Source organism: Caulobacter sp. Root1455, from assembly GCF_001426905.1.
GTDB lineage: Bacteria > Pseudomonadota > Alphaproteobacteria > Caulobacterales > Caulobacteraceae > Caulobacter.
Genome location: NZ_LMFQ01000003.1, coordinates 89,048 through 103,088 on the forward strand (window position 1 = coordinate 89,048; position 14,041 = coordinate 103,088).

At 68.5% G+C, this 14,041-nt stretch carries 13 protein-coding genes; 12 read left to right on the plus strand and 1 reads right to left on the minus strand.

Annotated elements, in window-relative coordinates; translation table 11 throughout:
- Positions 1-23 precede the first annotated feature (23 nt).
- The 6 genes from ybeY (at position 24) to trmB (ending at position 5,734) form a co-directional block, all read left to right on the plus strand.
- Positions 24-482: an rRNA maturation RNase YbeY gene (ybeY, locus tag ASD21_RS03820; protein ID WP_162250204.1), complete on the plus strand. Its 459-nt coding sequence runs from the start codon at positions 24-26 to the stop codon at positions 480-482.
- A 12-nt stretch (positions 483-494) separates the two neighbouring features.
- On the plus strand, positions 495-1,415 hold the full coding sequence (locus tag ASD21_RS03825) for a hemolysin family protein (RefSeq protein WP_056437032.1): 921 nt from the start codon (positions 495-497) through the stop codon (positions 1,413-1,415).
- Positions 1,412-2,995 (plus strand): apolipoprotein N-acyltransferase, encoded by a 1,584-nt coding sequence (gene lnt / locus ASD21_RS03830; protein WP_056437036.1) that lies wholly within the window; start codon positions 1,412-1,414, stop codon positions 2,993-2,995. The genes ASD21_RS03825 and lnt overlap by 4 nt, the downstream gene beginning before the upstream one ends.
- Positions 2,996-3,046: 51 nt before the next feature.
- A complete protein-coding gene (locus ASD21_RS03835) occupies positions 3,047-3,481 on the plus strand; it encodes a helix-turn-helix domain-containing protein (protein ID WP_056437038.1) in 435 nt (144 codons plus the stop codon).
- A 123-nt stretch (positions 3,482-3,604) separates the two neighbouring features.
- The gene (gene metK, locus ASD21_RS03840) at positions 3,605-4,828 is read left to right on the plus strand and encodes a methionine adenosyltransferase (RefSeq protein WP_056437040.1); all 1,224 of its coding nucleotides are present in this window, start codon (positions 3,605-3,607) and stop codon (positions 4,826-4,828) included.
- 225 nt (positions 4,829-5,053) lie between these two features.
- Entirely contained in the window at positions 5,054-5,734 is a 681-nt protein-coding gene (gene trmB / locus ASD21_RS03845) for a tRNA (guanosine(46)-N7)-methyltransferase TrmB (protein WP_056437127.1), read from the plus strand.
- A gap of 133 nt (positions 5,735-5,867) precedes the next feature.
- On the opposite strand, the gene ppa is transcribed toward trmB, so the two are convergent.
- Entirely contained in the window at positions 5,868-6,401 is a 534-nt protein-coding gene (gene ppa, locus ASD21_RS03850) for an inorganic diphosphatase (protein WP_056437041.1), read from the minus strand.
- Between the two features lie 274 nt (positions 6,402-6,675).
- Here ppa and rimP point away from each other — a divergent pair, with 274 nt between their 5' ends.
- The 6 genes from rimP (at position 6,676) to ASD21_RS03880 (ending at position 14,027) form a co-directional block, all read left to right on the plus strand.
- Positions 6,676-7,275: a ribosome maturation factor RimP gene (gene rimP, locus ASD21_RS03855; RefSeq protein ID WP_056437044.1), complete on the plus strand. Its 600-nt coding sequence runs from the start codon at positions 6,676-6,678 to the stop codon at positions 7,273-7,275.
- 2 nt (positions 7,276-7,277) lie between these two features.
- A complete protein-coding gene (nusA, locus tag ASD21_RS03860) occupies positions 7,278-8,960 on the plus strand; it encodes a transcription termination factor NusA (protein WP_056437046.1) in 1,683 nt (560 codons plus the stop codon).
- 53 nt (positions 8,961-9,013) lie between these two features.
- On the plus strand, positions 9,014-9,679 hold the full coding sequence (locus tag ASD21_RS03865; protein WP_056437047.1) for an RNA-binding protein: 666 nt from the start codon (positions 9,014-9,016) through the stop codon (positions 9,677-9,679).
- A gap of 190 nt (positions 9,680-9,869) precedes the next feature.
- A complete protein-coding gene (gene infB, locus ASD21_RS03870; RefSeq protein WP_056437048.1) occupies positions 9,870-12,980 on the plus strand; it encodes a translation initiation factor IF-2 in 3,111 nt (1,036 codons plus the stop codon).
- A gap of 77 nt (positions 12,981-13,057) precedes the next feature.
- Positions 13,058-13,462, plus strand: coding sequence for a hypothetical protein (locus ASD21_RS03875; RefSeq protein ID WP_056437051.1), 405 nt, complete (start codon positions 13,058-13,060; stop codon positions 13,460-13,462).
- A gap of 52 nt (positions 13,463-13,514) precedes the next feature.
- Positions 13,515-14,027, plus strand: coding sequence for a DUF2939 domain-containing protein (locus ASD21_RS03880; protein ID WP_056437053.1), 513 nt, complete (start codon positions 13,515-13,517; stop codon positions 14,025-14,027).
- Positions 14,028-14,041: the final 14 nt, after the last annotated feature.

Genomic DNA, 14,041 nt, shown 5'->3' on the forward strand with positions numbered 1-14,041 from the left:
GCTTCCCAATGATCACGGTCGACATCGAGATCGAGGACGAGGCCTGGATCCAGGCCGAGCCAGACGTCGAGGCCCTGGTCTGGCGCGCCGCCCAGGCGGTGCTGGACGCCCACGAGGCCATCGAGGGCCACGGCATCGTCATCCTGCTGGCCGACGACGACAGCGTCCAGGCGCTGAACCGCGACTTCCGCCAGAAGGACTACGCGACCAACGTCCTGTCCTTCCCCTCGCCGCCAAATCCGGAGGGCCAGATCGGCGACATCGCCCTGGCTTTCGGCGTCTGTCGGCGCGAAGCGGCCGAGCAGGGCAAGCCGCTTGCGCATCATTTGCAACATCTGGTGGCGCACGGGGTGCTTCATCTCTTAGGATACGACCATCAGGACGACGCCGAGGCCGAGGCCATGGAAGCGTTCGAGCGCGAGATCCTCGCGGGCTTGGACATTCCGGACCCCTACGCCGACCCGCCGTCCCCAAAGGGATAACCAAGCCAGGGCATGCCCAGCGACGACCAGAGTTCCTCGCCCGCCGGTTCGGCTCGCCTGAGCCGGGGCGTGCGGGCGTTCTTTCGCAAGATGCGCAAGGACCTGGCCGGCCGGGGGGCGCCGCGCCTGTCCGAGGCCACGCGCTCGGCTGACTCCGCCCTGGTCCACGAGGTCGACATGGTCGACCAGGCCGAGGCCTTCCAGAGCCTGCGGGTGGCCGACGTGATGACCCCGCGCGCCGACATCGTCGCCGTCGAGGTGGGCGCGCCGTTCGAGGCGGTGGTGGCCCAGTTCACCGAGGCCGAGCATTCGCGGATGCCGATCTATCGCGAGACGCTGGACGACCCGGTGGGCGTGGTCCACGTCAAGGACGTGTTCCGCCTGCTGGCCAGCGACCAGAAGCGTCCGGCCTCCGGCGACCAGATCCTGCACCGGCTGCGGCGCGAGGCCCTGTACGTGCCGGCCTCGATGCGGGCCGCCGACCTGCTGCTGCGCATGCGCACCAGCCGCATCCACATGGCCCTGGTCATCGACGAGTTCGGCGGCACCGACGGCCTGGTGACCATGGAGGACCTGATCGAGGCGGTGGTCGGCGAGATCGACGACGAGCACGACGACGCCCAGGTCTCCAGCATCGTCGCCCGCCCGGGCGGGCTGTTCGAGGTCGACGCCCGCGCGCCGCTGGAGGATCTGGAAGCCGCCCTCGACCGCGACCTGGCCCCGCCGGACATGGAAGAGGACATCGACACCGTCGCCGGCCTGGTCGTGGCCCTGGCGGGCCGCGTGCCGCAGCGGGGCGAGGTGATCGCCCACCCCGCCGGCTTCGACCTGGAGGTCGTCGAGGCCGATCCGCGCCGCGTGCGCCGGGTGCGGGTGCGGCCGGCGGCCGTCGTGGAGGCGGCTGAACCGCCCGGGCGGATGGCCGCTTCGTGAACCTGCCGGCCCTGCCGAAGCTGACGCCGTGGCGGGCGCGGGGACTGGCCCTGGCCGCCGGCCTCGCCGCGGCCCTAGCCCATCCGCCGTTCGGGATCCTGCCCGGCCTGCTGGGCTACGCGGCGCTGCTGTGGCTGCTGGACGCCGTCGACGGACCGCGCCCCCTGCGCTCGGCCTTCCTGCGCGGCTGGCTGATGGGCTTGAGCTACTTCGCCCTGGGCACATGGTGGATCGCCGAGGCCTTCATGGTCGACGCCGCCAACCAGGGCTGGATGGCCCCGTTCGCGGTGGCCGCCATGGCCGCGGGCATGGCGCTGTTCTGGGGCCTGGCGGCGGTGCTCTATCGCCTGATCCGCCCCGCCGGCGTGCGGCGGCTGCTGGTGTTCGCCGGGGCCTTCGCGGTGCTGGAATGGACGCGCGGCCACATCCTGACCGGCTTTCCCTGGAACCTGCCGGGCGAGACCTGGCGGGCCGGCTCGGCGCCCTCCCAGGCCGCCGCTCTGGTCGGCGCCTACGGCCTGACCTGGATCACCCTGGCCATCGCGGCGGCGCCGGCCGTGTGGCGCGACGGCAGGCGGGGACGGATCGCGGTCGGCGCGGCCGTCGGCGGCCTGGCCCTCCTTTACGCCGGCGGCGCCGCCCATCTCGCGCGGCCGCGCGACACCGAGGTCCACGCGCCGACGAGGGTCCGCATCGTCCAGGCCGACATTCCCCAGGAGTCCAAGTGGGACGCCGAGCGCTTCGGCCAGATCGTCCAGGCCTATGTCTCGCTGACCGCCAAGCCCTACGCGGGCAAGCCCGCCGACATCGTGGTCTGGCCCGAGGGCGCCCTGCCGCTGGCCATCAACGACTACATGGTCCCCGGCAGCTGGGTGCGGCAGGCGATCGTCGACGCCCTCCAGCCCGGCCAGCTGATGCTGATCGGCGGCTACCGCTACGAGGGAACGCCCGACAAGCCGGTCTATTACAACAGTCTGGTCGCCCTGCGCCGCACGGCCGACGACGTCGTGGTGGTCGGGATCTACGACAAGCACCGCCTGGTGCCGTTCGGGGAATATCTGCCCGCCGACGCCCTGATGACCAAGCTGGGCGTCAAGAGCATGGCCCATCTGGGCGAAGGCTTCGCCACCGGTCCCGAACCCGCGCCGCTGCGTGTGGCTCCGGACCTGCTGATCCAGCCGCTGATCTGCTACGAAAGCCTGTTCCCGCGCCTGGCCAAGCCGGTTCCCGGCGTGCGCGCCATCGTCAATGTCTCGAACGACGCCTGGTTCGGAGTCACCTCCGGCCCGTTGCAGCACCTGAACCTGGCCAGCTATCGCGCCATCGAAACCGGAACGCCGATCATCCGGGCGACCCCGACCGGCGTTTCCGCCCTGATCGACGCTCAGGGAAGAATTTTGCACGGCGAGCGCTTGAAACTTGGCGAATCAGGGGTGATCGACGGTAATGTACCGTATATCGGATCGCCGACCTTGTTCTCCAAGCTTGGGCACTGGCCGTTCGGGGTGCTGCTTTTGGTTTCATTTGCCGCCGCGATTCGCGTTTCAGGAAGTCGACGCTTGGAAAAGGTCGTAAATTGAAACAGACAAGCTTCCAGATACCCGTGGCTTCCTCCCAGTGATTGAAACGGCATGAACACGATTCCTGACCAAGAACGCTCTCCCAATCCGGTCGACCTGCACGTCGGCGCCCGGATCCGCATGCGGCGTAAGATCCTCGGCGTCAGCCAAGAGCGTTTGGCGGATGATCTCGGCCTGACCTTCCAGCAGGTGCAGAAGTACGAGCGGGGCGCCAACCGCGTCAGCGCGTCCAAGCTCTACGAGATCGCCAAGAGCCTGCAGTCTTCGGTGTCCTACTTCTTCGAAGGCCTGGCCGATCCCACGGACCTCGAGGGTTTCGAGGAAAACGGTTCGGAACAGTTCGTGCACGACTTCCTGATGACCCCGGAAGGTCTGGAGCTGGCCGCGCTGTTCCCGCGCATCGGCAAGTCCCGCGTGCGCCGGCGCATCCTGGACCTCGTCCGCTCGATGGCCGAGGACATGATCGAGGAAGAACCGGAAGCCTGATCCTGGCCCTGATCCGGCGAAAGCCGGACAGGGCGGCTTGCGGACATAAACATATCTTTATATGTTCACGTGGTCCCTCGGGCAGATCGTCCGTGCGGGCGATGTCATGTCCGGAGCTGACCCTTGAGCCGTTCTTCTTACATCTTCACCAGTGAAAGCGTTTCCGAAGGTCATCCGGACAAGGTCGCCGACCGGATCAGCGACACCGTCGTCGACGCCTTCCTGAGCGCCGATCCCGAAGCGCGCGTCGCCTGCGAGACCCTGGTCACCACCAACCGCATCGTCCTGGCGGGCGAGGTCCGGGCCGGCAAGCCCGGCGGTGACAAGGCCGCCAACAAGCAGCTGACCAAGGACATCATCAAGTCGCTGGAGCCCAAGGTCCGGGCCGCGATCAAGGACATCGGCTACGAGCAGAAGGGCTTCCACTGGGAGAAGGCCAAGTACGCCAACTACCTGCACGGCCAGTCGGCTCATATCGCCCAGGGCGTGGACGCCTCGGACAAGAAGGACGAAGGCGCCGGCGACCAGGGCATCATGTTCGGCTACGCCAGCACCGAGACCCCGGAGCTGATGCCGGCCACCCTGCAATACAGCCACAACATCCTCAGCCGCCTGGCTCAGCTGCGCCACAGCGGCGAGCTGCACGAGCTGGAGCCCGACGCCAAGAGCCAGGTGACCCTGGAATACGACGCCGCCGGCAAGCCGGTCCGCGTCGTTTCGATCGTCGTGTCGCACCAGCACAAGAAGAAGATCGACGGCAAGGCCGCGACCTCCAAGCGCGTGCTGGACCTGATCAAGCCGCACATCCTGCCGATCTTCCCGGAAGGCCTGATCACCAAGAAGACCCAGTGGCTGATCAATCCGACCGGCCGCTTCGAGATCGGCGGTCCGGACGGCGACGCCGGCGTCACTGGCCGCAAGATCATCGTCGACACCTACGGCGGCGCGGCTCCGCACGGCGGCGGCGCGTTCTCGGGCAAGGATCCGACCAAGGTCGACCGCTCGGCCGCCTATGCCTGTCGCTACCTGGCCAAGAACGTCGTGGCCGCGGGTCTGGCCGACCGCTGCACCATCCAGATCGCCTACGCCATCGGCGTGGCCCAGCCCGTGTCGTTCCATGTCGACCTGCACGGCACCGGCAAGGTCGATCCGGAAGCGCTGGAAAAGCTGCTGCCGCAACTGATCGGCGGCGCCACCCCGCGCTCGATCCGCGAGCACCTGCAGCTGAACAAGCCGATCTACGCCCGCACCGCCGCCTACGGCCACTTCGGCCGCACGCCGGACAACGAAGGCGGCTTCTCCTGGGAGAAGACCGACCTGGTGTCGGAGCTGAAGGGCCTGGCGTAGGCCTCACCCCTTCCAGATCTACCGGAGCGGGCCTCGATCATCCGATCGGGGCCCGTTCTCGTTGAGGCCGTGCGTCCTTCGAGGCTCCGCTTCGCCTCGCACCTCAGGATGAGGATGTTTGTGCGTTTCTGAATTCCTCATCCCGAGGCGCCCGCGCGGCGGGCCTCGAAGGACGCCAGGCGGCGCCGCTGGCCTCTTATGAGGATCACCGCTAAGACCCCGCCCATGACCAATCCCCAACAGCCCCACGGGCCGCTGCGCTCGTTCGGCCGCCTGAAGTCTCGGCCGGTGAAGCCGCGTCAGCAGGCCTTGCTCGACAGCCTGTTGCCGACGATCGCCGTGCCGGCCGCGCCGTTCCAGCCTCGCGACCTGATGCCCGAGGCCAGGGAAGTCTGGCTGGAGATCGGTTTCGGCGGCGGCGAGCACATGGCCGCCCAGGCCGGCAAGCGCCCCGACGTGCTGGTGATCGGGGCCGAGCCCTTCGTCAACGGCGTGGCCAGCGCCGTGCGTCACGTCGAGGAGCAGGCGCTCAAGAACGTCCGCATCCACGAGGGCGACGCCCGCGACGTGGTCGGCTGGTTGCCGGACGCCTCGGTGGACCGCCTTTTCATCATGTTCCCCGACCCCTGGCACAAGGCTCGGCACAACAAGCGCCGCCTGATCCAGCCGGCCTTCGTGGCCGAGCTGGCGCGGGTGTTGAAGCCCGGCGCGGCCTTCCGCTTCGCCACCGACTGGGCCGACTACGCCGAGTGGACGGTCGAGCGGGTGCTGGCCGACCCGGCCTTCCGCTTCGCCGAGCCCGACGCCGACCGCAACGCCGCGCCGGCCGACCACGTGACCACCCGCTACGAGGAAAAGAAGCTGGGCGACTGTGCGCCGGTGTTCCTGGATTTTGTTCGAACTTGAGTTCGTCCCTCCCCCTTGCGGGGAGGGTGGCCCTGGCGGAGCCAGGGTCGGGTGGGGGCTTGCCGAGTCAGCGGATCCCACCCACCAGCTTCGCTGGTCCCCCTCCCCATAAAGGGGAGGGAAGAAATCCAAATCAGTAGCTTTCGTCGTGCCGCTTGATCGCCGCGCGGATGATCTCGGCGGTTTCCTCCGGATCGGCCCAGCCGGTGATCTTGGTCGACTTGCCCTTTTCCAGATCCTTGTAGTGCTGGAAGAAGTGGGCGATCTGCTCGGTCAGGATCACCGGCAGGTCGCGCCAGCTGGACACGCCCGTATAGAACGGGTGCAGCTTGTCGACCGGCACGGCCAGGATCTTTTCGTCGCAACCGGCCTCGTCGACCATCATCAGGGCGCCGATCGGGCGGCAGCGGATGATCGCGCCGGGCACCACCGGGGTCGGGCCCACGACCATGATGTCGGCCGGGTCGCCGTCGTCGGCCAGGGTGTGGGGGATGAAGCCGTAATTGGCCGGGTAGAACATCGCCGTGTGCAGGAAGCGGTCGACCATCAGCGCGCCGCTGGCCTTGTCGATCTCGTACTTCACCGGCTCGCCGCCTTGCGGGATCTCGATGACGGCGTTCAGGTCGTACGGCGGGTTCACGCCGACGGCGATCTTGGAGAGGTCCATTGTGACTCTTCGTGTGGGAGAGGTCCCGCGGGGAGGCGGGCCTGCGCGGGGGCGCTTATAGGCCACAAGTGCTGCAATGCGGAAGGGGCGACGACGCCTCGCGACGGCGGGGGCTTCCAACGGCCCAAACATCGCGCTATATAGCTCCTACATCGTCCGTCAGCGCTGATAGCGCTTTCGAGCGGCGGCCCGAAAGGCTGCCGCTTTTTCTTTGGCCGTTCGCCAGCTTGGCTTTTGTCGAGCGTCGGGCGGCCGCCAACGAGTTGAGAGAACCGTGCGCGGCAAGACGCAGGAAGATATCGGTCTGGTCGAACTGCTGGATCCCGTCGCCGAGTCCGTCGGCTACGAGATCGTCCGCCTGCGCCTGATGGGCGGGGCCGAGCAGCGTCGCCTGCAGATCATGGCTGAGCGTCCCGACGGCGACATGAACGTCGAGGACTGCGCCAGGCTGTCGCGCGCCATTTCCGAGATCATGGACGCCGCCGACCCGATCACCGGCGAATACACCCTGGAAGTCTCCAGCCCGGGCGTCGACCGCCCGCTGACCCGGCTGAAGGACTTCGACACCTATGCCGGCCTCGAGATCCGCATCGAGCTGGACCGCGTCGCCGAGGGCCGCAAGCGCTTCAAGGGCGAGCTGGCCGGCGTCGAGGACGGCCAGGTGGGGCTGAACCTCGAGGGCGAGGACGACACCACCGTCTATTTCCCGTTCGAATGGATTGTCGACGCCAAGCTGGTGTTGAACGACGAACTGATGAAGCGGGGCGCCCAACAGCGCGCCGCCCGCGTTGGGGCCGATGGCGCCGACGCGGACGAAAACCTCGGCGAAGACCACGCCGACGACATTGACCTGTCCGAAAGTGAAGAGGACTGACCATGGCTATCGGCATCTCCGCCAACCGCCTCGAGCTGCTGCAGATCGCCGACGCGGTCGCGCGTGAAAAAGGCATCGAGAAGGAAGTCGTCATCGAGGCGATCGAGGACGCGCTGCAGAAGGCCGCCCGCGCCCGCTACGGCGCCGAGCACGACATCCGCGTCAAGATCGACCCGCGCACCGGCGAGACCACCCAGAAGCGGGTGATCGAGGTCGTGTCGGACGACTTCGAGCTGGAAGGCGAGATCGGCAAGGTCCAGCTGTCGTCGGCCAAGCGCACCTGGCGCGACGCCGAGGTCGGCAAGATCTACGAGGAAAGCCTGCCGCCGTTCGAGATCGGCCGCGTCCAGACCCAGATGGCCCGCCAGGTCGTCATGCATAAGGTCCGCGAAGCCGAGCGCGAGCGCCAGTACGACGAGTACAAGGATCGCGCCGGCGAGATCGTCAACGGCAGCGTCAAGCGCGTCGAATACGGCAACGTCATCGTCGACCTGGGCCGCGGCGAAGGCATCATGCGCCGCGACCAGTCGATCCCGCGCGAGAACTTCAACGTCGGCGACCGCATCCGCGCCTACATCTACGACGTCCGTCGCGAGACCAAGGGTCCGCAGATCATGCTGTCGCGCGCCCACGGCGGCTTCATGGCCAAGCTGTTCGCGCAGGAAGTGCCGGAAGTCTATGACGGCGTCATCGAGATTCGCGCCGTGGCCCGCGACCCGGGCTCGCGCGCCAAGATGGCCGTGATCTCCAACGACTCCAGCATCGACCCGGTCGGCGCCTGCGTCGGCATGCGCGGCTCGCGCGTGCAGGCCGTGGTGGCCGAGCTGCAGGGCGAGAAGATCGACATCATCCAGTGGTCCGAGGACGAGGCGACCTTCATCGTCAACGCCCTGGCCCCGGCCGAAGTCTCCAAGGTCGTCATGGACGAGGAAGACGAGCGCGTCGAAGTCGTGGTGCCGGACGAGCAGCTGTCGCTGGCCATCGGCCGCCGCGGCCAGAACGTGCGCCTCGCCTCGCAGCTGACCGGCTGGCAGATCGACATCATGACCGAAAGCCAGGAAAGCGAGCGCCGCCAGCGCGAGTTCTCCGAGCGCACGGCCCTGTTCCAGGAAGCCCTGGACGTCGACGAGGTCATCGCCCAGCTGCTGGTCACCGAAGGCTTCGCGGCCGTCGAGGACGTCGCCTATGTCGAGCCGCATGAGATCGCGGCCATCGAGGGCTTCGACGACGAGACCGCCGACGAGCTGCAGACCCGCGCGCGCGAATTCCTGGAAAAGGAAGCCGCCGCCCTGGACGCCAAGCGTCTGGAGCTGGGCGTCGAGGACAGCCTGCTCGAGATCGAAGGCGTCACCCTGCCCGTGGCCGTGGCCCTGGGCGAGGGCGACGTCAAGTCGGTCGAGGACCTGGCCGGCCTGATCCCCGACGACCTGCGCGGCTGGTTCGAGACCAAGGACGGCGAGCGCGTGCGCGAAGCCGGCATCCTGGACAGCTTCAACCTGTCGCCGGAGGACGCCGAGGCGCTGATCATGCGCGCCCGCGTCGTCATGGGCTGGGTCGAGGCTCCGCCTGAACCGGAATATGTCGAGGAAGAAGCCGAGTTCGAGGAAGCGGCGGGCGAGGAGCCGGCCGAGGTCTCGGAAGAGGTCGTCGCCGACGAACCGGCCGAAGAAACCAAGGAAGACTGATCTGAGATCCGGGCCTCCGACGAAAGTCGGAGGCCCGGCGCCTTTCGAGACCCATGACCGACGCAGACGCGCCCCATACCCCCGTGGCGAAGACCCACGCCGAAGCCAATCGCCTGCGCAAGGACATCGTCCTGGGCGAGGCGACGGATGAGGCGCGCCTGGTGCGGTTCGTGGTCGGGCCCGACGGCGCGGTGGTTCCGGACGTGGCGCGCAAGCTGCCTGGCCGCGGCATGTGGGTCGACGCCACCCGCGAGGCGGTGACGACCGCCGCCAAGAAAGGGCTGTTCTCGCGCTCGGCCAAGACCAAGCTGACCGCCCCGGCCGATCTGGCCGACCAGGTGGAACGGCTGCTGACCAAGCGGGTTCTGGACGGTCTGGGGCTTGCAAGGCGCGGCGGAACGATTATCTCAGGCTTCGAAAAGGTCTCCGCGGCCCTGGCCTCGGGAAAGACCGCCTGGTTGATCGAGGCGTCCGACGGCGCTGGGGACGGTCGCCGAAAGATTCTCACCGCGGTCCACAAGGCCCCGAACAGTCCCAAAATCTGCGGGATGTTCAGCTCGGACGAATTGGGTTTGGCCTTGGGTGGGGAGAATGTGATACACACGGCGCTCCTTGCCGGGCGCGGCACTGATCGCTGGACTTTGGACGTCGAGCGGTTATCAGGCTTCCGCCCACTCCTTCCCTCGAGTTGGTCGGCGAGTTGGCGCGAGGAGCCCTAGGCCCCTGGCTTCGACGAATGGCTTTCATTCGTCGGCGACAGAGGTCTGGAACTTGAAATGAGGAGCGTGATCCGCTCCTGAGCGAAGGGTCGGGAAACGCGCTTCCTTTGGGAAGTACGTCCAGGCCCCTTTCTCGCATGGATCAAACGGTTTTTGGCCGGCCCACGCCGGCGGAAGTACAAGCGAGCGCATGAGCGACGAGAACGATAACGGTCGGCCTGGTTCCAACCCCGGCGGGCGAGCGCCCATCACGCTGAAGCCCCGTCAAGGGTCTGTCAGCGCCGGCGTCGTGAAGCAGAGCTTCAGCCACGGCCGCACCAAGACGGTGGTGGTTGAAACCAAGCGCGTGCGTCCGCACGTGCAGCCGGCCGGCAACCTCGCCGCGCCGTCCTCGGCCGAGCGCCGCCAAGGCGACGCCCCGCGTCCGCAGTCGTCCCAAGGGGGCGGCCAAGGGGGCGGTTCGGCCGGTGGTCTGTCGCAGAGCGAGATGGTGGCCCGCCAGCGCGCCATCGAAGCCGCTCGTGAGCAGCAGGAACGCCAGGCGGCCGACCGCAACGCCGCCGCGGCCCGCGCCGCGGCCGCCGAAGCCGCGGCTCGCGAAGCCGCCGCCAAGGCCGCCGCGACCGCCAAGGCCGCCTCGGCGCCGACCCCGGCACCCGAAGCGCCCGCCGCTCCGGCGGCTCCGGTCGCTCAAGCGCCCGCGGCCCCGACGGCTCAGGCCCCGGCTCCGGCCGCTCCCGCGCCCCAGGCTCCGACGCCGGCTCCGGCCGCGCCGCCGGTTCGGGCCGAGGCTCCGCGCCCCGCCGCCCCGCCGGCCGCCGGTCAGACCCGCACCTACGAGCCCAGCCGCGAACGTCGCGACGACCGCTCGTCGACCACCACCTATCGTCCGGGTCCGGGCGCGCACCAGGGCGACCGTCCGCAAGGCGATCGGCCCCAGGGCGACCGCCCGCAGGCGTTCAACCAACGCGCCCCGCGCCAGGACGGCCCGTACAACCAGCGCACCCCGCGTCCCGACGCCGGTGGTCCGCCGCGCGGTCCCCGTCCCGAGGGCGCCGGCGGCTATCGCAACGACCGCCCGCAAGGCGATCGTCCGCAAGGCGATCGTCCCCAGGGCGACCGTCCGCAAGGTGACCGTCCGACCCAGACCGTCCGCTACTCGGCCCTGGCCCCGCGCCCGGCGCCCGGCGCCCGTCCGGGTCCCGGCGGTCCGCGCGGCGCCCGTCCGGGCGTCCCGGCCTCGGCTCCGGCCACCCCCGAAATCCAGCGCGCCACGCGTTCGGCTCCCCGCCCCGGCAGCGACATCGGTCGCAAGCCCGAGGAGGACGATGACCGCCGCAAGGCCGCGGCCCCCGGCAAGGCCGTCAGCCGCGCCAAGGGCGCGCCGGTTCGCCGCGAAGGCCGCCTGACCATCCAGACCGTGGCCGGCGACGGAGATTCCGCCGACCGCATGCGCTCGCTGGCCTCGGTTCGCCGGGCCCGCGAACGTGAGAAGGAAAAGCGCCGCGGCGGTCCCGCCGACGTCGTCAAGGTCAGCCGCGAAGTGGTCATTCCCGACGTCATCACCGTGCAGGAGCTGTCCAACCGGATGGCCGTGCGCGGTGTCGAGATCATCAAGTTCCTGATGCGTCAGGGCGTGATGCTGAAGATCAACGACGTCATCGACAACGACACCGCCGAGCTGGTGGCCACCGAATTCGGCCACACCGTCCGCCGCGTGTCGGAAGCCGACGTCGAAGAAGGCTTCATCGGCGCCGAGGACATCGACGATCACCTGGAGCCCCGGCCCCCGGTCGTCACCGTCATGGGTCACGTCGACCACGGCAAGACCAGCCTGCTGGACGCGCTGCGCAAGGCCGACGTGGCCGGCGGCGAGCACGGCGGCATCACCCAGCACATCGGCGCCTACCAGGTGCGTCTGGAAAACGGCCAGAAGGTCACCTTCCTCGACACCCCGGGCCACGCGGCCTTCTCGCAAATGCGGGCTCGCGGCGCCAACATCACCGACCTGGTGATCCTGGTGGTGGCCGGCGACGACGGCGTCATGCCGCAGACGATCGAGGCGATCAAACACGCCAAGGCCGCCGAAGTGCCGATCATCGTGGCCGTCAACAAGATGGACAAGCCCGGCGCCGACTCCACGCGAGTCGTCAACGAGCTGCTGCAACACGAGATCGTCGTGGAAAGCCTGGGCGGCGACACCCAGATCGTCGAAGTCTCGGCCAAGACCGGCCAGGGCCTGGACGAACTGATCGAGCGCATCCTGCTGCAGGCCGAAGTGCTGGACCTGAAGGCCAACCCCGACCGCATCGCCGACGGCGTCGTGATCGAGGCCAAGCTGGACAAGGGTCGCGGCGCGGTTTCGACCGTGCTGGTCAAGCGCGGCACGCTGAAGCGCGGCGACATCGTCGTGGCCGGCAGCCAGTTCGGCCGGGTTCGCGCCCTGCTGAACGAGCGCAACGAGCAACTGACCGAAGCCGGTCCCGCCACCCCGGTCGAGATCCTCGGCCTGGACGGCGTGCCCTCGCCCGGCGACCCCTTCGCGGTCGTCGAGAACGAGGCCCGGGCGCGCGAACTGACCGAGTACCGCATCCGTCTCAAGCGCGAGAAGTCGATGCACCCGGTCGGCGCGGGCGCCACCAGCATGGCCGACATGATGGCCAAGCTGCAGGACAAGAAGTACCGCGAGCTGCCGCTGGTCATCAAAGCCGACGTGCAGGGTTCGGCCGAGGCGATCATCGGTTCGCTGGACGCCATGTCGACCGACGAGGTCCGCGCGCGGATCATCCTGTCGGGCGCCGGGGCGATCAGCGAAAGCGACGTGATGCTGGCCAAGGGCGCCGGCGCGCCGCTGATCGGCTTCAACGTCCGGGCTTCCGCCCAGGCGCGGGCGCTGGCCGAACGCGAAGGCGTCGAGATCCGCTACTACGCGATCATCTACGACCTGCTGGACGACATCAAAGGCGTGCTCTCGGGCATGCTGGCCCCGATCCAGCGCGAAACCTTCCTCGGCAACGCCGAAGTCCTGCAGGCCTTCGACATCTCCAAGGTCGGCAAGATCGCCGGCTGTAAGGTCACCGAGGGCGTGGTCCGCAAGGGCGCCAAGGTCCGGATCATCCGCAACGACATCGTCGTTCTGGAGCTGGGCACCCTGGCGACGCTCAAGCGCTTCAAGGACGAGGTCAACGAGGTCCCGTCCGGCCAGGAGTGCGGCATGATGTTCGCCGGCTTCCAGGACATCAAGGTCGGCGACACCATCGAGTGCTTCACCGTCGAGGAGATCAAGCGCCAACTCGACTAGGCGTTCGATCAAACTTCAGCTTAAGATTGAAGGCGCGGGCTCCGGCTCGCGTCTTTTTTCTTGACCCTGGGGCGGCCATGAACGGCATGCGGTCTGCGCGAAGAGGTGTTCTGGGCGCCCTGGCGGTCTTCAGTCTTGCCGGCTGCGCGCACCCGATTCCTCCCGGCACATGCTTCGGCGGCGCGTTGCGGATCACGCTTACCCTGCCGGACGGCGGCGAGGCGCCCTTGCCCGCGGAGAGCCGGCTGCAGGTCATCTCGATGGAATTCCATCCAGACTTTCCGGCGGAAGATCACGGCGTCTATCGTTGCGCGCCGACGGGTGAGTGCCGTTCGATCACGGTCGACCCGAAACTGAAGTACATGGCGCTTCCGCAGAACCTGCTGTTCTTCGTCAAGGGGGAGGCCGTGCCGCCCGAAGGGTTGGTGGTGCGGGCGGATTTCAAGGTTCTCGAGCGGCCCGCCTGTACGCCGGAGTTCTGACCTCGGCCGCCCGGACTGGAATTCGCCCGATTTCGGGCCTAACCCTAACGCCATGCGCATCCGAGCCCTCCTCGCCGTCAGCCTCGCCGCCGTCTCGCTGTCGGCCTGCGCCACGGCCACCCGCTACGACGCGGCCGGCGACGTCCACGCCCTGCTGGTGGCGATCCGCAACAACGACCACGCCGCGTTCGACGCCCGCGTCGACCGTCCGGCCCTGAAGGCCGAGATCGAAAGCCAGCTGGTGCGCAAGGCGCGGGGCTCGAACCTGGGCGGCTGGCAGGCGGCGCTCGTCGCCCTGGCCGGCCCGGCCGCCGACATCGCCGGCGAGGCGTTGATCCGGCCCGAGACCTTCCGCTACGCGGCCGACTATTACGGCTACACCCCCGACAAGCCGATCCCCGACCGGATCAGCATCGCCGCCGGCCTGCGCTACATCGGCTCCGACCAGGTCTGCGCGGCCAAGACCAAGACCGGCCCCTGCCTGCTGACCTTCACCCTGGAGGGCGGGACCTGGCGGCTGTCGGGCTTCGATCCCGAAACGGCCAAGCGGCATCTGAAGCTGTGAGGTCGGCGGGGGGC

What these genes read in the sequence shown, in the direction of transcription:
- ASD21_RS03825 (WP_056437032.1), top strand. Translation starts at nt 495, where the DNA reads ATGCCCAGCGACGACCAGAGTTCCTCGCCCGCCGGTTCGGCTCGCCTG.
- ASD21_RS03835 (WP_056437038.1), top strand. Translation starts at nt 3,047, where the DNA reads ATGAACACGATTCCTGACCAAGAACGCTCTCCCAATCCGGTCGACCTG.
- trmB (WP_056437127.1), top strand. Translation starts at nt 5,054, where the DNA reads ATGACCAATCCCCAACAGCCCCACGGGCCGCTGCGCTCGTTCGGCCGC.
- ppa (WP_056437041.1), bottom strand. Translation starts at nt 6,401, where the DNA reads ATGGACCTCTCCAAGATCGCCGTCGGCGTGAACCCGCCGTACGACCTG.
- nusA (WP_056437046.1), top strand. Translation starts at nt 7,278, where the DNA reads ATGGCTATCGGCATCTCCGCCAACCGCCTCGAGCTGCTGCAGATCGCC.
- ASD21_RS03865 (WP_056437047.1), top strand. Translation starts at nt 9,014, where the DNA reads ATGACCGACGCAGACGCGCCCCATACCCCCGTGGCGAAGACCCACGCC.
- infB (WP_056437048.1), top strand. Translation starts at nt 9,870, where the DNA reads ATGAGCGACGAGAACGATAACGGTCGGCCTGGTTCCAACCCCGGCGGG.
- ASD21_RS03875 (WP_056437051.1), top strand. Translation starts at nt 13,058, where the DNA reads ATGAACGGCATGCGGTCTGCGCGAAGAGGTGTTCTGGGCGCCCTGGCG.
- ASD21_RS03880 (WP_056437053.1), top strand. Translation starts at nt 13,515, where the DNA reads ATGCGCATCCGAGCCCTCCTCGCCGTCAGCCTCGCCGCCGTCTCGCTG.